Origin of the sequence: Pseudovibrio japonicus, from assembly GCF_014651595.1 — a bacterium.
GTDB lineage: Bacteria > Pseudomonadota > Alphaproteobacteria > Rhizobiales > Stappiaceae > Pseudovibrio > Pseudovibrio japonicus.
On record NZ_BMXE01000001.1, the window covers coordinates 999,396 to 1,024,497 of the forward strand.

At 55.4% G+C, this 25,102-nt stretch carries 22 protein-coding genes; 8 read left to right on the forward strand and 14 right to left on the reverse strand.

Going from position 1 to position 25,102, the window contains the following annotated elements:
* The first annotated feature begins 71 nt into the window (after positions 1–71).
* The 5 genes from IE076_RS04450 to IE076_RS04470 all read left to right on the forward strand — a co-directional run bounded on the left by IE076_RS04450 (position 72) and on the right by IE076_RS04470 (position 4,922).
* Positions 72–455 carry a DUF805 domain-containing protein gene (locus IE076_RS04450; protein WP_189435509.1) on the forward strand — a complete coding sequence of 128 codons (384 nt, stop codon included), beginning with the start codon at positions 72–74 and terminating at the stop codon, positions 453–455.
* Positions 439–861, forward strand: a complete 423-nt coding sequence (locus IE076_RS04455) for a DUF805 domain-containing protein (RefSeq protein WP_209008812.1) — start codon at positions 439–441, stop codon at positions 859–861. The genes IE076_RS04450 and IE076_RS04455 overlap by 17 nt, the downstream gene beginning before the upstream one ends.
* A gap of 245 nt (positions 862–1,106) precedes the next feature.
* Positions 1,107–2,516 (forward strand): cytochrome ubiquinol oxidase subunit I, encoded by a 1,410-nt coding sequence (locus IE076_RS04460; RefSeq protein ID WP_189435510.1) that lies wholly within the window; start codon positions 1,107–1,109, stop codon positions 2,514–2,516.
* Positions 2,506–3,513, forward strand: a complete 1,008-nt coding sequence (gene cydB, locus IE076_RS04465) for a cytochrome d ubiquinol oxidase subunit II (RefSeq protein ID WP_189435511.1) — start codon at positions 2,506–2,508, stop codon at positions 3,511–3,513. Before IE076_RS04460 ends, cydB begins: the two co-directional genes overlap by 11 nt.
* 590 nt (positions 3,514–4,103) lie before the next feature.
* Positions 4,104–4,922 carry a phosphodiesterase gene (locus tag IE076_RS04470; protein ID WP_189435512.1) on the forward strand — a complete coding sequence of 273 codons (819 nt, stop codon included), beginning with the start codon at positions 4,104–4,106 and terminating at the stop codon, positions 4,920–4,922.
* On the opposite strand, the gene IE076_RS04475 is transcribed toward IE076_RS04470, so the two are convergent.
* The 5 genes from IE076_RS04475 to IE076_RS04495 form a co-directional block, all read right to left on the reverse strand.
* Positions 4,919–5,581 (reverse strand): cysteine hydrolase family protein, encoded by a 663-nt coding sequence (locus tag IE076_RS04475; RefSeq protein ID WP_209008813.1) that lies wholly within the window; start codon positions 5,579–5,581, stop codon positions 4,919–4,921. The two genes, IE076_RS04470 and IE076_RS04475, sit on opposite strands and share 4 nt — an antisense overlap.
* A 166-nt stretch (positions 5,582–5,747) precedes the next feature.
* On the reverse strand, positions 5,748–6,554 hold the full coding sequence (gene panB, locus IE076_RS04480) for a 3-methyl-2-oxobutanoate hydroxymethyltransferase (RefSeq protein ID WP_189435514.1): 807 nt from the start codon (positions 6,552–6,554) through the stop codon (positions 5,748–5,750).
* 380 nt (positions 6,555–6,934) lie between these two features.
* Complete coding sequence (locus IE076_RS04485; protein WP_189435515.1) at positions 6,935–8,248, reverse strand: NAD(P)/FAD-dependent oxidoreductase; 1,314 nt, start codon at positions 8,246–8,248, stop codon at positions 6,935–6,937.
* Positions 8,249–8,308: 60 nt separating this feature from the next.
* Positions 8,309–9,049, reverse strand: coding sequence for a glutamine amidotransferase-related protein (locus tag IE076_RS04490; protein ID WP_189435516.1), 741 nt, complete (start codon positions 9,047–9,049; stop codon positions 8,309–8,311).
* A gap of 105 nt (positions 9,050–9,154) precedes the next feature.
* Positions 9,155–10,069: a Rossmann-fold NAD(P)-binding domain-containing protein gene (locus tag IE076_RS04495; protein ID WP_189435517.1), complete on the reverse strand. Its 915-nt coding sequence runs from the start codon at positions 10,067–10,069 to the stop codon at positions 9,155–9,157.
* A gap of 91 nt (positions 10,070–10,160) precedes the next feature.
* On the opposite strand from IE076_RS04495, the gene IE076_RS04500 reads away from it, so the two are divergent.
* The 3 genes from IE076_RS04500 (at position 10,161) to IE076_RS04510 (ending at position 15,063) form a co-directional block, all read left to right on the forward strand.
* Entirely contained in the window at positions 10,161–11,078 is a 918-nt protein-coding gene (locus IE076_RS04500; protein ID WP_189435518.1) for a LysR family transcriptional regulator, read from the forward strand.
* Between the two features lie 458 nt (positions 11,079–11,536).
* Positions 11,537–13,756 (forward strand): type I secretion system permease/ATPase, encoded by a 2,220-nt coding sequence (locus IE076_RS04505; protein ID WP_209008814.1) that lies wholly within the window; start codon positions 11,537–11,539, stop codon positions 13,754–13,756.
* Between the two features lie 119 nt (positions 13,757–13,875).
* Positions 13,876–15,063, forward strand: a complete 1,188-nt coding sequence (locus IE076_RS04510; RefSeq protein WP_308936431.1) for an HlyD family type I secretion periplasmic adaptor subunit — start codon at positions 13,876–13,878, stop codon at positions 15,061–15,063.
* 23 nt (positions 15,064–15,086) lie between these two features.
* Here the strand turns inward: IE076_RS04510 and nagA are convergent, their stop codons facing one another.
* From nagA to IE076_RS04555, 9 genes are all read right to left on the reverse strand, one after another.
* Positions 15,087–16,232 carry an N-acetylglucosamine-6-phosphate deacetylase gene (nagA, locus tag IE076_RS04515; RefSeq protein WP_189435519.1) on the reverse strand — a complete coding sequence of 382 codons (1,146 nt, stop codon included), beginning with the start codon at positions 16,230–16,232 and terminating at the stop codon, positions 15,087–15,089.
* Entirely contained in the window at positions 16,229–17,542 is a 1,314-nt protein-coding gene (locus IE076_RS04520) for a class II D-tagatose-bisphosphate aldolase non-catalytic subunit (RefSeq protein ID WP_189435520.1), read from the reverse strand. Before IE076_RS04520 ends, nagA begins: the two co-directional genes overlap by 4 nt.
* Positions 17,539–18,474 carry an ROK family protein gene (locus IE076_RS04525; RefSeq protein WP_189435521.1) on the reverse strand — a complete coding sequence of 312 codons (936 nt, stop codon included), beginning with the start codon at positions 18,472–18,474 and terminating at the stop codon, positions 17,539–17,541. The genes IE076_RS04520 and IE076_RS04525 overlap by 4 nt, the downstream gene beginning before the upstream one ends.
* Position 18,475: 1 nt before the next feature.
* Positions 18,476–19,573, reverse strand: coding sequence for an SIS domain-containing protein (locus IE076_RS04530; RefSeq protein ID WP_244649588.1), 1,098 nt, complete (start codon positions 19,571–19,573; stop codon positions 18,476–18,478).
* Positions 19,573–20,757 carry a Gfo/Idh/MocA family protein gene (locus IE076_RS04535; RefSeq protein ID WP_189435522.1) on the reverse strand — a complete coding sequence of 395 codons (1,185 nt, stop codon included), beginning with the start codon at positions 20,755–20,757 and terminating at the stop codon, positions 19,573–19,575. Before IE076_RS04535 ends, IE076_RS04530 begins: the two co-directional genes overlap by 1 nt.
* Positions 20,758–20,766: 9 nt before the next feature.
* Positions 20,767–21,867, reverse strand: a complete 1,101-nt coding sequence (locus IE076_RS04540) for an ABC transporter ATP-binding protein (protein WP_189435523.1) — start codon at positions 21,865–21,867, stop codon at positions 20,767–20,769.
* A 63-nt stretch (positions 21,868–21,930) separates the two neighbouring features.
* Complete coding sequence (locus IE076_RS04545) at positions 21,931–23,151, reverse strand: ABC transporter substrate-binding protein (RefSeq protein WP_189435524.1); 1,221 nt, start codon at positions 23,149–23,151, stop codon at positions 21,931–21,933.
* Positions 23,152–23,184: 33 nt separating this feature from the next.
* Positions 23,185–24,027, reverse strand: a complete 843-nt coding sequence (locus IE076_RS04550) for a carbohydrate ABC transporter permease (RefSeq protein WP_189435525.1) — start codon at positions 24,025–24,027, stop codon at positions 23,185–23,187.
* Position 24,028: 1 nt separating this feature from the next.
* Positions 24,029–24,907 carry a carbohydrate ABC transporter permease gene (locus IE076_RS04555; RefSeq protein ID WP_189435639.1) on the reverse strand — a complete coding sequence of 293 codons (879 nt, stop codon included), beginning with the start codon at positions 24,905–24,907 and terminating at the stop codon, positions 24,029–24,031.
* Between the last annotated feature and the right edge of the window lie 195 nt (positions 24,908–25,102).

Sequence of the window (25,102 nt, forward strand, 5' to 3'; positions counted from 1 at the left end):
ATTGCGTCTGTTTCCTCAACTTTATGGTGAGGACCCCAGCCCTAGCCTTTTCTGCAAAAAAGGAGGGTGCTGTGGTTACCTTTCATGACGCAATCACAACCTGCTTCAGAAAATATGCCAAATTCTATGGCCGTGCGCCGCGCTCGGAGTACTGGTGGTGGGCGCTGTTCTCCATCCTGATGAGCGCTTTGGCGACCAGCATAGACATCTTCCTATTCGAATTGATTTTCGGCGCCATACCTCTTTATGGCCAGCAGATTCCTTCACCTCTTGCCACCGCTGTTGCCATTGTGCTGCTGCTGCCGGGTCTCGCTGTCTCAGTGCGCCGACTGCATGACGTGAACTATTCAGGCTACTGGCTGTTCTTATGGTTGGTGCCGGTCATTGGCTGGCTGTTTCTGCTCTACCTGCATCTGAGACCCTCCGAGGAAACAGTGCTTGCCGAGTATCAGTGAGCCGAACAAACCAACTTATGAGGATGTGATGACTTTTGGACGCGCCATCAGGACCGGCTTTGAGAAGTATGTACAGTTTGAGGGGCGTGCAACGCTCCCCGAGTTCTGGTGGTGGGCGCTGTTCTTCGCGATCGTGATGGTGGGAGCTCACCTCATTGATTACTTTGTGGTTGCACCTGCACTTGGATTGCCTGCCGGGAGTGTTCGGGATGGTACACCGCTGAGCTCGATCATGGGCATTGCGCTGATCCTGCCGAACGTTGCTGTAGCGGCGCGGCGGCTGCATGACGTTAATCGGTCAGCCTACTGGTTGCTGATTGTGTTTGTTCCGGTTCTGGGTGCTTTGCTGCTGATCTACTGGTTCTTGCAGCCGTCCTTCCCGGGCAAGACGGAATATTCGAATTAGAATGAATACAAACCGGACAGGGCAGCAGCGGATCGGGCATAAGCAATGGTTATGCGACACTTTGCGTAGTGCATAGCTCCTAATACAACTCACTTTTTCAAGAAAACAGTTACTACATCAAAGACAAGTGCCCTATCTTTTGGGGTGCACTGGTCATGGACTGCGGAAAAAGCATAATTATTAATAGTATTCCGCTACGGAATTCCATGATCTAAAATCGGCACATCCCATCGACAGGTGGTCACATGGACAGTATAGCAGTTGATCTAGCTCGATTCCAATTTGCTTTTACGATCGCATTCCATATCATTTTCCCCGCCTTTACTATAGGTTTGGCGAGCTTCCTCGCCGTTCTTGAGGGCTTATGGCTATGGACCGGACGAGATGTATACTTGCGGGTCTTTAAGTTCTGGCTCGTAATCTTCGCACTTTCTTTCGCTATGGGGGTCGTTTCCGGCATCGTCATGGCGTATCAGTTCGGCACCAACTGGTCTGCCTTTGCAGACAAAACCGGGGCGGTCATTGGGCCGCTCATGGGCTATGAGGTGCTTACGGCCTTCTTCCTGGAGGCTGGTTTCCTTGGCATTATGCTGTTTGGTATGAACCGCGTGGGTAAGAAGCTGCACTTCTTCGCCACTGTGGTTGTTGCTATCGGCACCGCACTTTCCGCATTCTGGATCCTTTCAGTGAACAGCTGGATGCAGACCCCGGCAGGCTATGCCATAAACGAGATTGGCCAGTTTGTGCCAGCGAGTTGGCTGGAAATCATCTTCAATCCTTCCTTCCCATTCCGTCTTGTTCATATGGTGCTGGCTGCCTACCTGACGACCGCCTTTGTTGTTGCTGCCGTTGGCGCTTACCACCTGCTGCGCAACCGCTTCAGTGAGGCGGCGCAGGTGATGTTCTCCATGGCCATGTGGATGATCATTGTGGTGACACCAATCCAGATGATTGCCGGTGATTATCACGGCCTGAACACTCTGGAGCACCAGCCTGCCAAGGTTGCAGCTATGGAAGGCCATTTTGACTCGCAAGGCCCTGCCCCGCTCATTCTGTTTGGATGGCCAGATATGGAAGCAGGCGAGACAAAGTACAAGATCGAGGTTCCTTATCTTTCCAGTATCATTCTGACCCACAGCCTTACCGGTGTAGTTCCCGGCCTTAACGACTTCCCACGGGAAGACTGGCCACCTGCAGCAATCGTGTTTGTTTCCTTCCGCATCATGGTTGGCATCGGTGTCCTGATGTTGCTGGTTGGCGTATGGGGACTTTGGTCCCGTTTCCGAGGGCGACTCTATGAAAGCGAATGGCTTCAGCGGGCATCCATTGTGATGGGGCCGACTGGTTTCATTGCTATCATCGCAGGCTGGACAACCACTGAAGTGGGACGTCAACCTTACACTGTCTACGGATTACTCAGGACTGCTGACTCGGTATCGCCGGTGGCAGCACCTGCCGTGTGGGCCTCACTGGTCGTGTTCGTGGTCGTGTACTTTGTCGTCTTTGGAGTTGGTATCTTCTACATCTTCCGATCCATGGGCAAATCACCTGACACAAGTCACGGCGTTGAGGAAGGCGTCCCGGTCAGATCCGCAGGCATAACACCTGCGCAGGCCCTGCAACCAAACGAGGGAGATCGGTCCCATGATGATTGATTATCCGCTAATCTGGGGTTTTCTCATTGCAGTAGCGATCTTCGCCTATGTGGTTCTGGATGGCTTTGATCTTGGCATCGGGATCTTGTACCCGACCACTAAAGATGCTGATGAACGCACCTTGATGATGAACAGTGTGGCTCCTGTCTGGGACGGAAACGAAACCTGGCTCATTCTTGGCGGTGGTGGTTTGTTCGCTGTGTTCCCACTGGCCTATTCGGTTATCATGCCTGCGGTCTACGCACCAATTATCGGCATGTTGATCGGTTTGATCTTCAGAGGCGTTGCCTTTGAATTCCGCTTCAAATCCTCTGAAGAACGCAGACCGTTCTGGGATCTGTCCTTCTTCGCAGGGTCTCTTGTCGCCGCGTTCTGCCAGGGGTTGGTGCTTGGCACGCTTGTGAAGGGCATCACTGTGGTTGACCGAACCTATGCTGGCGGCTGGTGGGATTGGCTGTCGCCATTTTCCGTCATGACAGGATTGGCCGTGGTTTCAGGCTATGCCCTTCTGGGTTCCACATGGCTGGTGATGAAACTGGAAGGCAGGCCGCAAGAGCACTTCCGCCGTCTTTCCAAATACACTGCAATTCTCTTGGTTGGCTTCCTGTTGCTGGTGAGCATTTGGATGCCATTCCTGAATGAGGACATTATGGTGAAGTGGTTTAGCTTCCCGTATCTGCTTTACACGTTCCCTGTGCCGCTGCTTGTTGCCATCACTGTACTGGTCTTGTGGCGGGCATTGATGAGGGATTCGGATTACACACCGTTCCTTGCCTCGTTGGTGCTCTTCCTGCTGACCTACGTGGGATTGGGGATCAACATCTATCCGGAAATCGTTCCGGGCGTTTACACGCTTTGGGAAGCGGCTGCGCCTGATAGTAGCCTTAAGTTCCTGCTAGTGGGAGCCGTCATCCTTATCCCGATGATCCTCGCCTACACGGCCTACGCCTATTACGTATTCCGCGGCAAGATCAAATCAACGGAGGGGTATCACTAATGAGCCCTGATAAAACCGGCGAAGTCGACCAACCGTTATGGAAGCGCTTGTTTTGGTTTGCGGCCCTTTGGGTAGCAGGCGTCGCGTCCGTCGCGGTGCTGTCTTACGCCCTGAGAAGCCTGATCATCTGACAGGACGCTAGAAACAGTAAGGGCGTGCTATCCCCATAGCACGCCCTTCTCCCAATGAACCGCTCGCGGTTCCTCCTCCGCTACGGCTCGAATTTGTCTGGAGCCGAATATCTCCCGAAAACTCGCCTCTCATATTTCAGGGGTGCACTGTGATATGTTTTAGGAGGCCTTTCAATGCGGCAAAACCCGCAGTTTGGCGATTTGTTGCGCAATGCGGGCAAAAATAAGGGAAACAAGCTGTTGCTTAGATGTGGGAAACTCAAAGTTGCGCCACACGTCAGCCCTCACCCTTGTGTTTCTCTGCTTGATTTACGAGTTGCCCGTGCGCTTTTCTCATGAAAAGCTCACATGCGCTTCGAGGCCTTCCTGATTGATCCGAGCTCCGGCCTCGTTGACCTCCGCTTATTCGGTCACATGGTTTGAATGTGACAGACACCCCATCCTTTTGGAGTAGTGCTCATGATCTTCGCGCAGCTCACCGACATTCATCTCAAGGCTGGTGGCAGGTTCGCCTACAAATATTCTGACACGCTCTCTTTTTTGCGGGCAGCAGTTGCGCATCTGAATGCGTTTCGTCCGCAGCTTGATTTTGTTGTGATTAGTGGGGATTTGGTCGATCTGGGAACGCGCGATGAGTATGAGCTGTTCCGGCAAGAGATTGCACCATTGGAGATGCCGTTTTACGTGATCCCTGGCAATCATGATGATCGGGATGTGATGCGTGCGGCTTTTTCTGACCATGATTATGTTTCGCCGGACGGGCCGCTTCAGTTTTCCATTGAGCGGGAGGGCCTCCGGATCATTGGGCTGGACACAAGTGTTCCGGGCCATCCGGAAGGTCACTTTGATGTTGATCGGCAGGTATGGCTGCGGGGGGAGTTAGAGGCGCACCACGACCAGCCTACTTTGGTGTTCATGCATCATCCTCCCGTCCGGACCGGTATTTTGCATATGGATGCCATGATGCTGATGCGAGCGGACGAGGATTTCTGGCCGGTGGTTTCAGGCCAGCCGCAGATCCTGCAGATCGCGTGTGGGCATGTGCACCGGGCGATTGAGGTTTTCAAGAACGGGATTCCTGTCAGCATCTGTCCAGCTTCGGGTCATCAGGTGACGCTTGATCTGGAACCTGACGGGGAAGCAACTTTCATGCTGGAGCCGCCAGCTGTGCGCATCTTCCGATGGCGCGATGGTGAACTGGTCAACCATTTGAGCTTTACTGACAATTATGGACCGCGCCACCCCTTCTTTGACAAGTACGGCAAGCCAATTGACTAGGCAGAGTCTTTCTCAACTCTGGCCTCCGCTTCGTTCTCGACAAGATCCCACGAGACAGCAGCACCCATTTCCTGGAGGGCCTCCTTCTGCAGCTTCCACGCTTTCTGGTTTTGTGCGAGGATTGCTGGGTCATAGAGTTCGACACGATACCCGCGATTAATGGCTCCGATTGCTGTGTTTTTGACACAGGCGTTGCCATCCAGACCGGTGAGGACGAGATGATCGATTTGTCTGGCTTTCAAGTACTCGGAGAGCGCCTGCTCACCAAAGGCATCACTTAATGATTTTTCCAGATCAAGGTCGGGTGCCACGGTGATGCGCGGGTCCAGCTGGAGACCATCAGACCCTTTTGCGCCTAGTCCCCCGCCAAGGAGCCGGACGAGGAGGTTGGTGTACCAGCCCTCATAGACCTGCCGAATGACGATGATCGGCCAGTTGTCACGGCGCGCCTGTGCGCCCAGTGCATTAATTTGTTCGATGCGGGAGCGGAGATAATCCGGGTCCCACTTGCGGGATCCTACGTCCTTGGTGAAGTCCTTTTGGACATCGATGATCAGCAGCGCTGTGCCGGCACGTCCCTCGGACTTGACGGAAGGTCCATTGGTGGGCGTCTGGATTTTAAGGACACCCCAAAAGGTATAGGCAGCAAGGGCTGCCACGCACACTAAAACTCCTACAACCAGACTAAGCACAACTCGCTCCCCCAAGCTCAGAGATACCTGCAACGGCACAGTATCACGCAGCGGTCACAGCCTGACATCTCCAAGTTTTGAGGAGCAAATCCGCCGGAACCGGATTTGCTGGTTCCGGCGGATCTGTTCGTTCTTAGTAGGTTTCGTCTTCAGCCGGGAACTGCTCGCGGCGCACGTCCTCAGCGTATGCCTTCACACCCGCTTCGATCTGGGATTTCAGCTGGGCGTATTTGCGCACGAACTTGGGTGTCTTGTCGAACATGCCGAGCATATCGTCCGTGACGAGGATCTGGCCGTCGCAATCAACAGAGGCACCGATGCCGATGGTGGGGATGGCGACGCTGTCGGAGATTTCGCGGGCGACCTCGTCCTTGGTGCCTTCCACCACAACGCAGAATGCGCCGGCTTCGGTTACCTTGCGTGCGCACTCAAGCTGCTCTTTGCGGCTTTCGTCGTTCTTGCCAGCGACTTTGTAGCCGCCTTCTACATGCAGGTACTGTGGGCGCAGGCCAATGTGAGCCACAACCGGAATGCCGCGGTCCACGAGGAAACGAATGGTTTCCGGAGCTGCGGCGTTGTACTCCAGTTTGACGGCCTGACAGCCGGTTTCCTGCATAACACGCAGTGCATTGCGGTAGGCCACCTGAGGGCTCTCTTCAAAAGAACCAAACGGCATATCAACCACGACAAGCGCATTTTGAGCGCCGCGCATCACTGCTTTGCCGTGCATGATCATCATATCCAGCGTGACGGCTGTTGTATCCGGCAAGCCGTGCAGGACCATGCCAACGCTATCGCCAACCAGCAGCAGGTCGCAGTGCTCGTCCAGCATTTGCGCGACAGGTGCGGTATAGGCGGTCAGGCAAACCAGCTTATGGTGGCCCTTTGCCTTCATGATGTCTTTAATGGTTTTCCGCCGAATAGCAGCTGTGTGAGACATGATTTTAGGTGCCCGTTATATTAAATCTTTGCAGCTGGCCCTTTCTTGGGAGCAAACCAACTGCTTTCATTCTTTGTTATGGCGCGTACTCTTTGCAAAAGACCGTAGAGCCCTGCATTGCAGTCGGCTTTATTCTTGTTGAGTTTCGATCTTTGCTTATGCTTGCGGTAGTTTTATCTTTGCGCCTTAAATTCCGAAAACCGGTACTCGCCTATCCGGATTGCGCTGTGCAACATGTGCGCCAGCGCCTTTATATAGAGTTTTCTGAGAATATAAAATAACTGTGAGATACCCAATGGGACTTTTGGTGCGGTATGTACCATTCACAGTTGAAGGGCCGTGATCTCTAAACTGTCGCAGAAACGCTCCAATGGGCCGGATCAGAACCTGTCGCGTAGACTGTAATAGAGCATTCCGAGGACCATCAGCGGCCAGCGCAGGTGGCGGCCGCCGGGGAACAGGTGTGTAGGGACTTTTTCCATCACATCAAACCGACTGGCCTGTCCGTCGATGGTTTCTGCCATGAGCTGACCGGCGAGTGTTGCCATGGCAACACCATGGCCGGAGAAGCCGCTGGCGTTGAGCATGTTGGGCGCGAGCCTTGCAAAGTACGGCATGCGGTTGAGCGTGATGCCCAGCGTTCCGCCCCAGCCGTAGTCGATGGATATGTCCTTAAGCTGCGGGTAAATCTGCAGCATGGGTTTGCGCACAAACGCTTTGATATCCTGCGGGAACTGAAAGCTGTAGCTTTCCCCTCCACCGAACAGCAGGCGATTGTCTGCAGACAGGCGGTAGTAGTTGATCACAAACTTTGAATCAGCCACGGCCACATCATTGGCAATGAGAGACTTTGCCAGCCCCTCCTCCAGTGGCTGCGTGGCAATGATGTAGTTGTTGATGGGCATAACCCGTGCAGCTACGCGGGTTTCAAGGCTGTCAATGTAGCCGTTGCAAGCAAAGATCACGTAACGGGCCGTGATCTGTCCGTTGGCGAGCATCAGTCTGGCGGGTTCGCCCTTGTGACTCTCCAGTACCTCTGAATTCTCAAAGATCTGAACGCCCGCTTGCTGGCAAGCCTGCGCCAGACCCAGCGCGTAGTTGAGCGGATGCAGGTGGGCGGCACCCATGTCCAGTGTGCCGCCATGATAGGCAGTCGTGCCAAGCATCTCGCGGATTTCGGCTTTATCGACAAAGCGGATCTGCTCGTAGCCGTAGTTTTTTGCAAGCTTTTCCGCGTAGGCCTTGCTGTGGCTGACATAGGATGGCTTGTGATCTGCGTGAAGAACACCGGGCTTCAGGTCGCACTCAATCTGGTGTTTGGTGATGAGGTCTTTCACAAGAGACTTAGCGGCCTCGGCAAGGTCCCAGAGTTCTCTGGCGCGTTCCAGACCAACAAGGCTTTCCAGTTCGCCCTGATCTTTCCTCTGGCCGCTGCCAAGCTGGCCGCCGTTGCGTCCGGATGCGCCCCAGCCGACACGATGCGCCTCCAGCACATGGACTTTATAGCCCCGCTCTGCCAGATGCAGGGCGGATGACAGGCCCGCGTAGCCAGCGCCTATCACACACACATCGCAGCTGTGCTCACCTTCCAGTGTGGGAAAGGAGAGCTGCTTGTTTGCAGTTGCTGCGTAGTAGGAGGCAGGGTGTTGGCCTGCCTTGTCATTGGCGTGCAAAAAGCCTCGCGAAATAGCCATATAAAATCCTGAAGGGCCCGGGAGGTTGCCCCGAGCCTTAGAGGTAAACCCAAGCGGGGTTTAGAGCTCCTCTTGTTTCTCTCTAACCGCTGCTTGCTGAATGAAGTTTATTATCATGTGCGCAACCTCGCTGATTTGCATGGGAGCATCATTTGAGGCGATCGCACGGTCGGCAATATCTTCTGGAAGGGTGTCACCGCGGCGTTCGTTGCACAGTGCCACTGTGTAATCCCTGGAAAATTCCGGGTGGCCCTGGAATGAGAGCGCCCTGCCCTTGTAATCGATTGCGGCAAACTCACAGAAATCAGAGGACGCGATGACGTCGCCGTCTTCTGGCAAGCGCACAACCTGATCCTGATGGTAGGCCTCAATGGAGAAGCTGGTCAGACCTTCGGGCATCCAGTTCGGGCTTTGCAGGACGTAGTAGGTGAAGACCCCACAGCCCCAACCCTTGTCGGATTTTTCGGCTTTGCCGCCCAGCGCTTCTGCAAGGATCTGGTGTCCAAAGCAAATGCCGACAATGGGTACATGCTCACTATAGGCCTGTTTCAAGAAAGTCTTGAGCGGGCCGATCCAGTCAAGGTCATCATAGACACCATACTTGGAGCCGGTGATTAACCAGCCGTCACAGTCATGAACGGTTTGAGGCAGCTGACCATCCACCACGGGATAGGACATATAGTGCCAGTCGGCTCCGCGCGGCCTCAGTAACTCCTCGAACATGGACGGGTAGTCACCGAATGTGTTGCGCAGGTTCTCAGGTGGTCGGCCAACTTCCAGAATACCTAGTTTAAAAGTCAAAGAGCACTCCAAAGTTCCAAGAGGCAAAAGCCGGAAAAGTGTCTGGTTGGACTACCCAGTTATATCCTGTCGGCTTTGCCTCTGCAAACACTTGGCGGCGGTTTCTCACGCCGCTCTTATCTGCGGGTTTGGTCGCCTTATGTTGCTCGGCTGTAATGCGGGCAGATGGCTGATGGCCTTCTCAAGCGCTTCGCTCTCCGGCGTTGCTTGAAAGTGCGGGAGCAGCTCATCAAAGCGGGTCCGCTCCATCCAATGAGGCACATCCCATAGGTAGCGCATTTCCAGCAGGTGTTTTGCCATGGGCCAGACCGGCTTGCTTAGCTTCATCATCCACCAATCGAATGACTTGATCCTCACCTCGTGGTTGGTCAGGCTTGTGAGGGCTTTGCCCATCTGGTTGCCGGTCCATGTGTAACCGGGGAAGGAGATGTCCTCATAGGTGTTCAGCTTCTCACGCATCTCCAGCAGCTGAACGGCGGCGCGGGCCATATCGGGCAAATAAGCCCATGCGTGGGGGACATCGGTTTTGCCGGGGTAGACGAGTTTTCCCTTTGCCAGTTTTTTGACCATGATCAGGTCAAACCAGTTTCCACTGGCGGATGTGTCGACAAAATCTCCGGCTCTCAGCAGGATAGTACGGACGCCGGAGGTTTTATAGAGGCGCTCCATTTCAATTCTGATCAGGCCAAGCTCATTGGTCGCCCGTTGCCGTGTGTTCGGGCCAATCACCGGGGGCATGTCCGGCCCGAAGCAATAGTTGTTGCCGGGAAGGAGAACAGTGGCGCCGGTCTGCTTTGCTGCTTCGATCACTTGGTGGGTGAATGGAAGCACTTCCGTTTTCCAGAGTGGGTATCGCGGATTTGCACCGTTGACGATGACGTCAACGTCCCACGCTGCCTCCTTCATGTTCTGGGTTGCGCGGTCAAAGGCGCGGGTTTCCCAGCCTGCGGCTTCCAGCTGCGTAGTCATGTTCTTCGAAAATCTTCCCGAGGCACCCAAAATCAAAGCTATCGGTCTCATATCCAGCTCCTGCTCATTACCAATTACATCCGATATTAGATCTATTCTTTTCTATGTAAATTCGAATGAAATGCAGATATGATATTCAATTATGAATAACGTGCTCCATCATCTTTCTTGGGATCTTATCGGTGTCTTTGTTGCTGTTGCAGAGACGGGCAGCCTTTCGTCGGCGGCGCAGCGGTTGAACCAGAGCCAACCCACAATCGGGAGGCAGGTGAAAGCCATTGAGGCGGAGCTTGGCGTTTCGTTATTTTACCGCCATCAGCGCGGGCTTGGCCTAACGCAGGATGGTGAGGTGCTGTTGCCCCATGCTAAAGCTATGCAGGCCGCTGCAGCGCAGTTTCTGATCCACGCGGAGGAGCGCAAGCAAAGTGGGTGTGCCGGGCCGGTGCGGGTCACGGCCAGTCAGACGATCTCCACTTATGTGATGCCGAAGCTGATTGCTGCGTTTCGCGAGCGCACGCCTGAGATCCAGATTGATCTGGTGTCCTCGGACACCCCCCAAAACTTGCTATTTCAGGAAGCCGATATTGCAGTGCGCATGTTTAGGCCAACGCAGCTGGATGTTGTTGCCAAGAAGATTGGGGAGGCCCGACTTGGCCTTTACGCAAGCCGAGCGCTTATTGATCGCGTTGGCATGCCCAAGATGCAAGAAGAGCTGTTTGAGCTGGATTGGATCGGGTACGACCAGTCGGACCTGATTTTGAGCGGCATGAAGGAGGCCGGGCTTGCGGTTGACCGCGACTTCTTCTCCATTCGCTGTGACGATCAGGTTGCTTACTGGGAAATGGTGCGCGCCGGTTGCGGGATCGGGTTTGGTCAACTGGGCATCAGCCGGGACGATCCGGATATCATTGCCCTTAATCTGGAAGTCCCCCTGCCCACTTTGCCGGTGTGGCTGGCCTCTCCACATACTCTCAACCAAATTCCACGCATAAAGTTGCTCTTCGACTTTTTGGCGGAGCACCTGCCTAAGCTGTTGCAATTGGCGGCTTCCAGACCCTGAGTGCTGCTGTACCTGCGTTTGGCCCCTAAGAATGCATGGGCGAAGCAGCTCCGAGGGCAATTATCCCACTATCCCCTACGGTACACACAGGCACTCTCACACTTTCGAGTAGGGATGGGTGCATGAGAGGGGTGTGTTGCTGGGAAAACGCGAGATAGTTTTGTGTTGAGCCTGAAGGGCGCGGAGTTTACAGCGAGCGTTACAGCAAAAATACTCCTGCTATTTTTGCCCCTTTATTTGACGGTACAAGTTCCCGAGATTGCCAGAATTTACCTAGGGTGTTTTCTTAGTTCTTACAGGAACACCAAAGCTTCCTGGCGAGAACTGAAAGACTGACTGATAGTTGTAATGCGTTGTATCTCCTAGTCTTTCTGCTTCTCGCTAGAAGACCAATCTAAACGTGGCTCCTCAAAAATCAAGATACGTGAAATTGTCAGTGTCCAACAAGGGAGCGCACCGTGAGTGATTTTCGCTTGTCCAGCCCTCATGCCCTCAACACCGAGGAAGGTAGCCATCCAATGCATGAGGTGCTGGACGCTCTGGTTGAAAGCATCGCTTACATCTCCCGCGCACACGGTAACTTTCTCAGCAAGACAGCGATCACTGCCGGACTACCGCTTATCAATGGGAGATTGCAGTTCTCACAGGTCGAAAAGGCCTCGGAGAATTGCGGTTTGCTGGCACAAAAACAGAAGATTTCTCTCAGCAAGATTTCAAGTGGCAGCGTGCCATGTCTGCTGGTGTTTCATGACAAAGCCCTGCGCCTGCTCATTGGTTATGACAGCACAACCCGACAGGCCAAACTGCTGGACCCGCTAGAGCTAGAGCGACCACAGTATCTCAGTCTGGATATTCTGCAGAGGGCTTACTCCGGTTATGCGATCCTGTTTTCGCCACTTCATGCACGGGAGGGCAGCGGACGCGTGCATGAGCAAGGCACGCATTGGTTCTGGCGCGAGTTCACCCGGTTCTGGCCGGACTATAGCAGTGTTGCAGTGGGGACCTTGCTGATCAATCTGCTTGCACTGGCCTCCCCTCTCTTCATTATGAATGTCTATGATCGCATCCTGCCCAATTTTGCCGTGGCATCCCTCTGGGCGCTGACGGTTGGCGTGGTGGTTGCCCTTATCGGCGACTGCATTTTGAAGGTGGCACGGTCCTCCATTCTCAACAGTGTTGGCAAGCAGGCGGATCAACGGCTTGCTTCAAGAATCTTCTCTCAGATGCTGAACATCGACTTTTCCGCCAAAACCAAGAGCTCAGGGGAGTATGCCGGTGTTGTTCATGAGTATGAAAAGCTGCGTGAGTTCTTCAGCTCAACTGCTTTGATTGCGCTGCTCGATTTCTGCTTTGTCGGGCTTTTCATCGGGATCTTGTTTTTCATCGTCGGCCCCATCGCCTGGATCCCATTGATCGCGGTTCCCCTTGTCTGCCTGCTTAATCTGGCGGCCCAGTTGCCCCTTGAGCGCACGGTTCAAGCCTCCAGCCGAGAAGGGAATAAACGGCAGAGTATCCTGATGGAAACTTTGGGCGGGCATGAAACGATCCGCGCTTTGAATGCGGAAGCCCATATGCAAGCACGCTGGGAACATTCGGTTGATCGCAGCAGCGACATGCTGGTGCAGAGCAGGTACTGGTCCAATCTGGCTCAGGTCGGGACCGGATATGTGCAGGGCATGGTGTCGGTGCTGATCATTGTCTGGGGCGTGTACCGGGTTGATGCGGGTGCGGTTAATATGGGCGGGCTTATCGCCGCCATGATGCTGTCCTCGCGGGTGCTGGCACCGATCTCCTCCATCGCTGCTGCTCTGGTCCGCTTTCGGCAGGTGCTACACAGCTATCGTCAGATTGAGGATTTGCTGAGCCAGCCCACAGAGCGCCAATCGGGGAAAGCAACGGCCAACCTGCGGCGGTGCCGGGGGGATGTACAGTTTTACAATGTGAGCTTTACTTATCCGCTGAGTGAAAAACCCAGCCTGAGCCACTGCAACTTCTCCATTGAGCCGGGAGATACAATCGGTCTGGTGGGGTCTGTTGGCTCCGGCAAATCGACGGTTGGCCGCTTGATGAGCGGACTCCGTTACCCCACTGAGGGAGCGGTGCTGATTGACGGGATTGATACGCGCCAGTTTGACCCGACAGATCTGCGCGGTTTCATCGGGTATCTGTCTCAGGAGAACACCCTGTTTCAAGGCACCTTGAGGGACAATCTGTGTCTGGGCCTGCCGCATCTTTCCAATGAAGAGATTGATGAGGTTTGCCATGTGACAGGGCTCGACCGTCTCATTAACAGGCATCCGGCGGGGCTTAATCTGATTGTGGGGGAAAATGGCAGTGCACTTTCCGGTGGGCAGCGGCAGTGCGTTGCGCTGGCGCGGGTTTTGTTGCGCAAGCCAAAGATTCTGTTTCTGGATGAGCCTTCCAGTCAGCTGGACCTTGCTTCTGAGCAGCGGCTTTTGCAGGGGTTACAGCACTACAACAATAGAGCGCTAACACTCATCATCAGCACACATCGCCCTTCCCTGCTGAAGCTCACCAACCGGCTGATTGCTCTAGATCAGGGCCGCATCATCGCGGACGGGCCCACGGAAGACGTAAAACAGTCCATGCGGCAGCCGCGCTATCGGAATGTACCCCGCCCTCAGCAGGTTCCGATTGAAGAAAGGCTCAGAGCATGAGAGCCCTTCACCTGCCACCCAAACACCTTGATCTGCCGGAGTTTCACAGCCCAAAGCGCTCCCGCACGCTCATCCTTGCCTGTGCAGGTATTGTGCTGTTTTTGTTCGTCTGATCTGCACTGGCCAATGTGGAGGAAGTCACCCGTGGCGATGGGCGGGTGATCCCCTCACGGCAGATGCAGATCGTGCAGGCTCCGGAGCGCGGGATTGTTTCTGAGGTTTTGTTTTATGAAGGCGAGATCGTGGAGCAAGGCGCTGTCCTGGTCAGGCTGGACAACACGGGCTTTGCTTCGCAGCTGGGGGAGTTGCAGCAGAAGAAATACGCTTTGCAAGCGCGCCTTGCACGCCTGACAGCTGAGGCTCATCAGGCCGAACTTGTGCTTGATCAGTCAAATGTCTCTTCCCAAGTTGCAGCGTTCCTGAGGCGTGAAATGGAGGTTTACGTAGCCCGTCAGGACCAACTTGATGCCGAGGTTGCTGTGCTGCAGAGCCAGTTTTCGCAAAAGGAGCAGGATCTGAAGCAGCTTGACGCAAAGGCGCGCATGCTCACTGCCAACCTCACCATCATTTCGCGGGAGCTGGAGATCAATCAGCGACTTTATGAACGCGGTATTCTGCCGGAGATCGAGTATCTGCGTCTCAAGCGCCAGTACACGACCATTGATGGGGAACGGCAAATGCTTGAGGCAACGCTTGCAAGTGCGCACTCTGCCCAGCAAGAGGTCACGCAACGGGTCATCTCAGCTAAAACTGCCTTTGCCACCAATGCGCAGTCGGAGCTTGCGGCGGCGAAGGCGGAGCTTGCCGTCATTGACGAGCGCCTGCGCGGTGCAGAAGACCGCGTTCATCGAAGTGCGTTGGTGGCGCCGGTGCGCGGCGTCATCAACAAGCTCAATGTGAGCACCATTGGCGCGGTGGTTCAGGCGGGTGAGCCACTGGTGGAAATTGTTCCGCTGGAAGACACATTGCTGATTGCTGCGAAAATACCCCCGCAGAATGTTGCGTTCCTTCATCCCGGTCAGGATGTGAGCGCGAAGATCACAGCCTATGACTATTCCATTTATGGCGGTCTGGATGGGGTCCTGGAGCGGATCAGCCCGGATACGTCAGAGGATGAACGCGGGGAGGCCTTTTTTAAGGTGATCGTGCGCACCAAGCAGAACCATCTGGGATCAGACAATCACCCACTTCCGATTACGCCCGGCATGACGGCCAGTATTGATATTCTGACCGGCGAGAAGAGCGTTTTAAGCTACATCGCCAAACCGCTGCTCAAGGTGAAGGCAGAGGCGTTTCGGGAGCGGTGACACAGCGGCGCTAAGCCCACCTGCTATAGCATTTGTGAGAGGAATGAGACGGAGTTGCCACTTGGTGCAATCAGTAGGAGATCTGACAGGTCAGCTGATTGCAGAGTGGCGACAGACTGAGTGAGCCCCATTAGCGCAGCTGGGTTGGAAATGGCCATACGCAGCACGTCTTGTGCAGGGATTTCAAGCTGATTGATCATGCGGGCCACGGATTCCAACATGGTGATGTGGGCGCCTGCCAGAGATCCGGCTTTGTTGATGAGCTGACCGTCTTTCAGATAGACCTGATGTCCGTAAAGATCAAAACGATCCGGTCCGCCAACGGTTGGCATGGCATCGCTTATGATGATCATGCGGTCTTTGACAGGACGTGCGCGGATAGCGAGGCGCAACATGTCGTCGGCCACGTGGTGTCCGTCTACAATCAGCGAGCAATAGGCGGTGCTGTTGATGGCAGTTCCGACTGCTCCCGGTTCTCGGTTGACCATCTGGGACATACCGTTGAACAGGTGGGTGAAGAGGGTCGCGCCCTCTTCCAGAGCCGGTTTGATCTCCGCTGCACCAGCGTTGGTATGGCCGATGGAAACCACAACGCCCATTTCCACCAGTGTGGCAATATCCCCTTTGGCAACACCTTCCGGTGCCACAGTGATCAGCACCGGGATGTTGCGGTCACGCAGTTCGCGGACCAGCTTCAAGGTGCGGGTGTCAAAGGGGCGGACCCAACTGGCTTCGTGGGTGCCTTTGCGCTCCACGCTGATGTGTGGGCCTTCGATGTGGATGCCGTTGATGCCGTGGGTGCCGTATGCATCCTTCATGGCCTCGACAGCGTCTTCCAATACTTGCGGAGCATCGGTGATGACCGTTGGCAGCAAAGCCGTGGTGCCGAACTGGCGATGGGTGTTCGCGATGGTTGCCAAGCCTTCCGGTGTTGGCGTGGTGTTGTAGAGCACGCCGCCGCCGCCGTTGACCTGAATGTCAAAGAAACCCGGAGTGATGAGGCCTGACAGCTTTTTGACTGTGGCACCAGCGGGCAAGTCTCCGGTTGACGACAGGCCTGCGCATTCGCCGTTCACCACATGAACGGCGGTGTTGGTCAGCAAGTTCTGGCCGTCAAACAGCTGGTCTGGCGAAAGCCAGATATCTTGATTGCCCGGTGCGGTGCTCATAGAGCCTCCTCAAGCTGAGGGATCTCAACTCTTTCAAAGAAATAGGGTTGCAATGCCTGCTGAATCTCAGCAAGCACGAGCGCCTTCTCTATGCCAAAACCACGGCTCTGCAAAGCCTGTGCACGCTCAACAGCTTGAGATGCAAACAGTTGAAGCTGCAGAACCTCTGGTATCCTATGTGTTTGAAGCGCAGAAAAGAGCGTTTCAAGAGCGTCCTGTACCTTTTCCTGAGGCCAGTAATAGCGGATGCGATCTGCGTAACTGAAGTGGCGCAGCAGGCGGACATCCTGATCAGATCCGTGATAGTGAGCGTGCCAGTACTTTGGCTCTGACAGCATCTGCGCCTCCAGTATCTTCGGGAGTTTTGGGGCGGTGCGATTGTCTTCTTCCAGCCAGTCGAGCATCTGGTCGAGCGCGTAGATCGCTTGCCTGTAGGCGAAGGTGAGCGCGGGACCCACTTTGAGGATGGCAAAGCCCATGTCTGCCAAGCGGGGAAGTGCACTGCTGCGCTGATAGTCTGTGCTGTGGGCTTCGAACACCACGTTCTGAAACGGATCGAGAGCTGCACGTAAGGTCGTATCGCTGTCCGCTGGTAAGTGGTCAATATGGAAGGGGGAGAACTCTACACCCGGCTGCACGACGAGACCGCAGATCCGCTCTTTGGCGGCGTGCAGGCCCAGCGTGCTGAACTTCTCGAAGTGCATTTGCAAGGTCTGAGCCGCTCGTTCGGGCGGGGTTGGTTCAACTCCCTGAGCTTCTGCGGCATCACGTGCACCACCGGGAGGTGGCACTTCTGTACCGACGATGTAGTTGAGGTGGTTTGGGTCCGGAGCGTATTCTTCGCAGATGGCTGCAAGTTGCGCCGCGCGGCTGGCACTGAGTTCATCTCCAACCTGAGCCTCTTCCCCAGCACACCCTTCGGAGCAGTCCAGATGGATTTTGGTGAAGCCTGCCTCAACATAGGCTTTCATCAGTTCTTTGGCTTTGGCCATGGCCTGATCGGCGGGCATAGACCGCCATGCTTGCGGACCGAGGTGGTCGCCGCCGAGGATCAGGGCACTTTCCGGCAGGCCTGCTTTAGCGCAGATACCTTTGACGTGAGTGACGAACTCGGCTGGCTTCATGCCTGTATAGCCACCGTCCTGATTGACCTGATTGCTGGTTGCCTCAATCAACAAGGGAGCATCTTTTTCGGCGACGAGCAGCGCGGAGGCGAGGATGACGTCGGGCTGGGCGGAGCAGATGGAGGGGAGCGCTACGCAGGCGCCTGCACGGTTGGCAGAGATGACCTGGAGCAGCGGGTTGCTCATGGCACGGCCTCCAATTCCTCATGAGATTGAAGCGCAGCAAGGGCTGCCCCACGAGTACCGCTGCTGTCGCCGTAGTCTGCGATGCGGATATCCGGCGGCTCGGTCTGGCTGAGCAGATGGCCCGGCAGCGCCTCGGCAATGATGCGGTCGATATTAGGAATTCTGGAGAGGCCGCCACCGATCACGATGCAGTCGGGGTCAACCGTGCATTGGAGCGTGGCGACCAGTTCTGCAGCGATGCGGGCCCAGAGATGCATGACTTCCTGCATTTGCCGGTCACCCGCGGCTGCTGCGGTGGTGATGGCTTGTGCATCCACATGCTTGCCGATGACGTGTTTGGCGAGGCGGCGCATTCCCGGACCGGCGAGATAGGTTTCAAAACAGCCGGTGCGTCCGCAGCCGCATGGGACCGCGTCCAGACCGAGGTCCTTCATGGCAGCGTAAGGAATGCCGAGGTGGCCGAATTCTCCAGCGGCGCCATTAAGGCCGGAGATGAGCGTGCCGCCTGAGCAGTAGCCGCCGCCGACACCTGTGCCGATGATCAGGCCGAAGACACTGGCATAGCCGCGCCCTGCACCCAGTAGGGCTTCGGAGAGGGTGAAGCAGTTGCAGTCGTTCTCAAAGGTGACGGCTCTGTCCAGTTTTTGGGTCAGGTCGTGATGGAGGGTACGACCTGATGCGAGCAGGTTGGCGGTAAGGAATTTGCCGGTTCGTTTGCAGTGGAAGCCGGGAATGCCGACGCCGACCGGCAGGTGTTTTGAGCCTGCTGTCTCTTCCAGCCACAGGACCATTTCGCAGAGTGCCTCCACCAGATTTTCGTAGGAATCCTGTGGTGTTGGAATGCGTTTGGTTTTGATGGCGGCCCAGCCTTCATCAAAGGCGGTTGCTTCGATTTTGGTACCGCCCAGATCAATCCCCCCTGCCCGAACCATTTCACCCCTCTTTCACGTCATAGAGTTTTACGCCTGAGACAACGCGGGTTAGTGTGCCCTGCCCTTCAAACGGATTGTCTACATTCAAGCCAAGCTGGTTTGACCAAACCACGCCGAGCCACTGGGCTATGAGCACATGAAGGACCGACATCCAACCGTCCGACAGTTTGCATGGAATATGCACATCTGCATCCTCGGTGTTGCCGATGGTGAGGACAGTGCGTTCACCAAATTGCGCTTTCACTTCTTCCGCCAGATCTTCGTCGTAGCGGCGGGAATGCAAGGTGTTGGAGAGGAACACGAAGACCATGGTCTGGTCCTCGACAAAGGACTTTGGTCCATGGCGGAAGCCGAGGGAGCTGTCCCAGATGGAGGGGATTTTTCCGGCTGACAGTTCCAAAACCTTAAGCGCGCTTTCGCGGGCAACAAAAGTGAGGGGGCCGGAGCCTACGAAGACGGCTCGCTGAGGTCTATCGAGTTTGTCTGCCAGCTGCTCTGCTTCTGCCAGCACGCCGGTTGCAGCCTCGCTGACCTCGTGGATATTGGCGGTGAATTCTTCCGGTGTTTCCTGCCCGAAGACGGCCATGGCTGTGAGGATCATGGTGGTGAAGCTGGAGGTCATGGCAAAGCCGCTGTCGTGACATGCTTCGGGCAATACGACTACGCGCTGACTGGCCTTTGACGCAGGCTGGCGGGTTGCCAGTGTACTGTCCTTGTTGCAGGTGATGTTCAGTCGTGGAGCTGCCGGGAAGAGTGCATCCAGCAGGTCGAGTGTACCGATGGTCTCGGTGGAGTTGCCGGAACGGCCAAAGGACACCACCAGCGGGATCACCCCTGTGCGTTTGAACGTTTCTGGTGCGCTGACCAGATCTGTTGAGGGAATGGCACGCATTGGCAGCACGGAAGTCACATGCAGCGCTCTGCAAAGAATATCGCCTAGATAGGAGGATGAGCCAGCGCCGCAGAACCAGATTTCTGTGGCTCCGGAATTGGCAACCCACTCGCGCAGATCGTCTATTGAGGCCCTAAGTTCCTGCGCCCAGCTTGTCCAGATTTGTGGCTGCGCCTTGATTTCGCGTGTTGTTGCCCAGTTGCTCACTATATTGATTCCGTCTTTTCTGTTTTTGTTGCTGCGGTTTTGCGCAGATTAAAACTGTCAAACTTTTGCCAATAGGGCGTCAGGTCCACGACCTGACCAGTGGTGCGCGCTTGATCAAGTGCAAGGGCTGCAACGCCTGCCTCCAGCGCATCAACGACGGAGACTGGCAGGGTCTCCATTTCACCGCGCAGATAGGCGCACAAATCCTGACACATCATGTCGTCCGCGCCGTAGTGGGCGCCGGGACGGTCGATGGATTTGGTGTAATCTTCTTCCATCAATGTGCTGCGGGTATGAGCGTCCGTAACTTTCAGGTAGCCGCGCACGAAGTCGCCCTCTGCCATACCTTTAGTGCCAATCACGCAGAACCGGCGGTGTTCGTCTGGTACGTTGATGTTGGTGTGGAAGGCCATGGTCGCACCGCTCTCGTATTCGAGGATCGCAGTTTGATGATCGACGATATCACCATCGGAACGGAATGGATCTTCAGTCGCCTCCCAGATGGACTCTTTCACATGATACACCTGCGTATCTGCAGCTTCGTCGGGGACGTTGGCGGGGACAAAGGATTTCCTACCGCCGAAGCTGGCAACACGTGATGGGCGGGAGCCGGTGACCATGTTGTAGATATCCAGATCATGGCAGCATTTTTCCAGCATGAAGCCACCGGAGTATTTGGAGTGGCGGCGCCAATCGCGCATGAAGAAGGCACCGTGATAGGGCGCGATATGTTCGTTGGCCTCAATGGAGACAACAGAGCCGAGCTGTCCGGCTGCCTGTGCTTTGCGCAGGTCTCTGACGTGCTGGGCGTAGCGGAGCACCAGACCAACAAGCACCTGATCCGCGCCATACCGGTAGAGCAGTTCTGCCAGTTCAATGGTCTCACTCATGGAGATCACCACCGGCTTTTCGGCAAAGATGCGGATGCCTGCTTCCAGACCGAGGCGAATGTGCTCCAAATGCATATGGTTTGGTGAACTGACGAACAAGAGGTCGGCCTCCTCACCCGCCAGCATGTCTTCCAACGTTTTGTAGGCGTTGATTGCCTCGTGGTTTTTCAGGCGTTCGATCTGGTAGGGCTCGGGGTCCACATAGGCCACGACATCAGCTTCGGGCATGTGGACCTGCAGTCGTTCCAGAACGCTGACAGCGCGCAGGCCCATGCCAACAACAATGATACGCATGTGTTTCTCCTAGGCAGGTTGCAGCGCGCCCAGACGCTGCAGTGCAATCCCGTTTTCATCAAAGACGTAGGCGTTTTCCGGTTTAATGCTGAGCCTCACGGTGGTGCCCTCGCGCACTTCTGCCATGGCTGGCAAAGAGGCGCAGAATGGGTCGGAGCCGTTGATCTTGCCGTAGGCCATGGAGTGGGCGCCAAGGCGTTCCAACACTTCCACATGCATGGCGATTGGCCCTTCCTCATCAAGCTGCATGTGTTCGGGACGGATGCCGAGTTCGACATGGTCCCCGGACCTGATGCCCTCACTTGCAACGGGCAGGCACATGGTGTTGTGCTCATTAATCCGCAGATGGAGGCCGTCGTCGTCCACCCGACTGACCATTGCTGGCACAAAGTTCATTCGTGGGTGGCCGATGAAGCCAGCAACGAACTTGTTGCGCGGGTGCAGGTAGAGCTCCATGGGGGTGCCACACTGTTCGACAACACCGCCGTTTAGCACCACGATGCGGTCTGCCATAGTCATGGCTTCCACCTGATCGTGGGTTACGTAAATCATTGTGGTATCGAGGCTTTTGTGGAGCTTTGAGAGTTCCACACGCATGTCCCCACGCAGCGCTGCGTCAAGGTTTGAGAGCGGTTCGTCGAACAGAAAGACTTTGGGATTGCGCACGATGGAGCGGCCAATGGCAACACGCTGGCGCTGACCGCCGGAGAGCTGGCCGGGCTTGTGTTGCAGGCGTTCTTCCAGTTGCAGGATGGCGGCAGCCTTGTGGACGCGGTCTTTGATCTCCTCTTCCGGGCGCTTGGCAACGCGCAGTGGGAAGGCGATGTTTTCGAACACGGAGAGGTGGGGATAAAGCGCGTAGCTCTGGAACACCATGGAGATGCCACGGTCGATGGGATGGTCCCTCGACACATCCTTTCCATCAATGATGATGGAACCTTCTGTTGCGATTTCCAAGCCTGCCACGATGCGCAACAAGGTGGTTTTTCCGCAGCCGGACGGGCCAACAAAAACGACGAACTCCTTGTCCTCGATGGACAGGTTGACGTCCTTCAATATGGGTGTTGGTCCAAATGATTTGGTTATGTTTTGCAGCTGAAGCGTGGCCATGCTCTTCGTCTTCTCGCAGTCTGGAATTGGGAGAGGCTGAAGCCAGCCTCTCCGGAGTTGCGCTTACTTGAACTCTTCGAGTTCTTCTGCGGCGATTGACACCAGATTTTCAGCTGTGTCGTCCTTCAGGATGATGCCCTGAATCATGGAGTTAATGGTTGTCTGCATCGCTTTGTAGTCCACGAACAGCGGCTCAGGTCCACCGGTTGGGATCGGGTCGATGAAGACTTTCCAGTATGGGTCATCCATGTAGTAAGGCTTCTCGTAGCCAAGCTCTTCGTATTTCAGGATCGGGGTGAGGCCCCAACCTTCTGGTCTGTCCAGCTCGTATTGGGAGTCACCTGTGGTCATCATGCGAGCGAATTCCATGGCCAGATCTTCATGGCCGGAGCCTTTGAAGACGGCAAGGGAGTCGGTGATAAGGAGCGTTCCGCTAACACCGCTTGGACCTGCCGGAATTGCAGCAGCTATCGTGTTAATGCCTTCTTTATGCTGGCTGCGTGCCCATGGGCCATCGATGTACATGCCGACTTTGTTGTCGTTGAACAGGTCACGCACCTGTGTCCGCTCGAACGCGGTTGGACCGTCCTGCGCAACGTCGACCAGCTTGCCGTAGAACTTGAGCGTTTCCAGTGTGTTCTTGGAATTGAGCGTGATTTCGTTAGTGGATGGATCAATCACCTGACCGCCGTTGGAGTACAGGTAGTTGAGGAACTGGTGCATGGTGTTGTCGAAGTCTTTGCCCGTGAGACCCACACCAGCTTTTCCGGTTTTGTCTTTGATGATTTTAGCTGTTTCATACATCTCATCCCATGTCTTCGGCGCTTCACAGGCAAGACCGGCTTCCTCGAAGATGTCACAGTTGAGGAAGAGGCCCTTGGTGGAGAATGCACGCGGGAAGCCCCAAAACTGGTCGCGGTAGCTTACGGTTCCCAGAACACCCGGCTGGTAGCTCTGCTGTTGCTCCTCGGAAATGGCAACCGGAACGACGAGGTCGTTGTCCGCCAGCTGCTTGAGCGTGCGGGAGCCCATGTAGGAAACGGATGGCGGGCTACCAGCGGCAGCGAGCTTCAACGATTTATCCTGACAGGTTCCCCATGGCAGGCTTTCCATGTTGACGGTGTTGCCCGGGTACTTGGCTTCAAATTCTGCGATCACTTGGCGGTCCTGATCCAGACCATTGTCGCCGCAGCGGATGAAATGCAGCTCAGCAGATTGGGCTGCAGATGCGCCCAGCATTGCCCCAGCCCCTGCTGCTGCGAGTAAAATCAATTTATTCCTCATGGTTTTTCCTCCCGATAACCAGAGTAAAAAAAGTCACTCCTTAAGCGCGCCGGCTGTGAGGCCGGCGACCAGATAGCGTTGTAAAAATAAGAAAATTACGAGTACGGGCAGTATTCCAATAATGCTTGCTGCCATCATCTGGTTCCACTTGACCGACTGAAAACCGATGAACTCAAGAATGCCCGCTGGCAGAGGCATAAACTCTTTGACGCTGTTGAACGTAATTGCGAACAGGAACTGCTGTGCGTAGGCAGACAGGAACACGGCGACCCCCACCACCATCAGGCCCGGAACGGCCAAGGGCAGAACCACGCGGCGCAGGGTGTAAAGCCGACTGGCGCCATCCATAAAGGCGGCCTCTTCCAGTTCGCGAGGGATTTTTTCCAGATAGGATTTTAGGAGCCAGATGCCCATGGGCACCAGAAAAGCGGCGCCCGGAACAATCATGGCGAAGTAGGTGTTTAGCAAGCCGTAGGTTCTCAGGAGCTTGTAGAGCGGAATGAGCAGGACAGCGCCTGAGAACATGTTGACCGCCAGAAAGATGCCGAGGCTGAGCGTTTTGCCTTTGAAATCAAACCGGGCATAGGCGTAGGCAGCAGGGATGATGAACGTGAGCGCCAGTGCTGTGACCGACAAGGAAATAAACATGCTGTTTGCGATGTAGCGGGGCAGCATGGGCACCGTCACCCACATCTGGGCGTAGGCTTTGAACGAGAAGTCGTCGGACCAAAACTGGTAGGGTGAGCGGAACAGATGCTCCAGTGGCCGCAGGGAGGTCATGAACATCTCGAAGAATGGCAGCAGAATGAAGCCAAGGAAAAGCGCCACGCAGACGTAGAGGAAAATCTTATGCGGCAGTGAGTAATGATCCATCATGTCAGACTGCCTCGAAACGTTTTTTGATCTGGTGGAGCGCAAACAGGTAGACCAGAGAGAACACGCTGAGCAGTGTCACCACGATGACAGCCCGTGCCGCCCCCTGCCCGAATTTGAAGTTTGCGATGGCCATCTTGTAGGTATCGATGATCAGGGTGGTGGTTGCGCTGCGGGGTCCGCCTTCGGTCAGGATCCAAATGATCTCGAAGGAGTTGAAGGTCCAGATGATCGACAGGATAGACATAGTGATGATCACTGGCAGGATTTGCGGAATGGTGATGCGGCGGAAGCGGTACCAGCGGGAGGCACCGTCCACATAGGCTGCCTCATAAAGATCACGCGGTACACCTTGCATGGCCGCGAGCATGAAGATGGTCACCATGGGCAGGCCGACCCAGACATCGGTGACTACTGCTGCATAGAACGCGCTGTTTTTGTAGGCGAGGAACTCGAAGGGTCCATCCAGAATGCCGATATATTGCAGAACGCCGGAGATGATGCCGAAGTGACCGTTGTAGAGCCACAGCCAGCCGAAACAACCAATGGCGACCGGCACAATCCATGGAGGCATGACCAGCATGCGGAACAGGGCGCGACCGGGGATGGCTGCGTTGAGCAGCGTTGCGCCGATCAGGCCCAGAATGATCTTGAGTGAGACGGACAGGAACATCCAGTAGAAGGTTCTGGAAATCGTCTGGCTGAACTTGCGGGAGCTGAGCAGTTTTTCGTAGTTGGCGGTGCCGATATAAGCCTCACCGCCAATATTGGCGTTGGTGAACGACAGGCGGATTGTCTCCACCAGTGGCCACGCCACGACGAGCATAAGATACAGTGCTGCCGGTGCAATCAAAGCCCAAGCAAAGGTTGCCTGCGAGCGCATCAGCCCGTTCAATCTAGCTTGTTGCTTTTGTGATGGACCGCGGCTCTCGCCCTGATAGGCCAGCGTGTCCCCAGACGCATGTGTCATGCGCTCTCCCCAGTTCCCAAAAGTGATCGGCTGTCACTCGCCACTTGCGTCTTGTTATCGCCAGGGAGACGAACCACGTTTTTTGCGAGTCTTAAAACAGTACCAACA

Bases quoted from the DNA above. Each gene is read 5' to 3' on its own strand.
- IE076_RS04550 (WP_189435525.1), bottom strand. From the start codon at position 24,027: ATGATGGATCATTACTCACTGCCGCATAAGATTTTCCTCTACGTCTGC.
- panB (WP_189435514.1), bottom strand. From the start codon at position 6,554: ATGTCTCACACAGCTGCTATTCGGCGGAAAACCATTAAAGACATCATG.
- IE076_RS04520 (WP_189435520.1), bottom strand. From the start codon at position 17,542: ATGAGCAACCCGCTGCTCCAGGTCATCTCTGCCAACCGTGCAGGCGCC.
- nagA (WP_189435519.1), bottom strand. From the start codon at position 16,232: ATGAGCACCGCACCGGGCAATCAAGATATCTGGCTTTCGCCAGACCAG.
- IE076_RS04495 (WP_189435517.1), bottom strand. From the start codon at position 10,069: ATGAGACCGATAGCTTTGATTTTGGGTGCCTCGGGAAGATTTTCGAAG.
- cydB (WP_189435511.1), top strand. From the start codon at position 2,506: ATGATGATTGATTATCCGCTAATCTGGGGTTTTCTCATTGCAGTAGCG.
- IE076_RS04485 (WP_189435515.1), bottom strand. From the start codon at position 8,248: ATGGCTATTTCGCGAGGCTTTTTGCACGCCAATGACAAGGCAGGCCAA.
- IE076_RS04470 (WP_189435512.1), top strand. From the start codon at position 4,104: ATGATCTTCGCGCAGCTCACCGACATTCATCTCAAGGCTGGTGGCAGG.
- IE076_RS04555 (WP_189435639.1), bottom strand. From the start codon at position 24,907: ATGCGCTCGCAGGCAACCTTTGCTTGGGCTTTGATTGCACCGGCAGCA.
- IE076_RS04525 (WP_189435521.1), bottom strand. From the start codon at position 18,474: ATGGTTCGGGCAGGGGGGATTGATCTGGGCGGTACCAAAATCGAAGCA.
- IE076_RS04545 (WP_189435524.1), bottom strand. From the start codon at position 23,151: ATGAGGAATAAATTGATTTTACTCGCAGCAGCAGGGGCTGGGGCAATG.
- IE076_RS04535 (WP_189435522.1), bottom strand. From the start codon at position 20,757: ATGCGTATCATTGTTGTTGGCATGGGCCTGCGCGCTGTCAGCGTTCTG.
- IE076_RS04460 (WP_189435510.1), top strand. From the start codon at position 1,107: ATGGACAGTATAGCAGTTGATCTAGCTCGATTCCAATTTGCTTTTACG.
- IE076_RS04500 (WP_189435518.1), top strand. From the start codon at position 10,161: ATGAATAACGTGCTCCATCATCTTTCTTGGGATCTTATCGGTGTCTTT.
- IE076_RS04540 (WP_189435523.1), bottom strand. From the start codon at position 21,867: ATGGCCACGCTTCAGCTGCAAAACATAACCAAATCATTTGGACCAACA.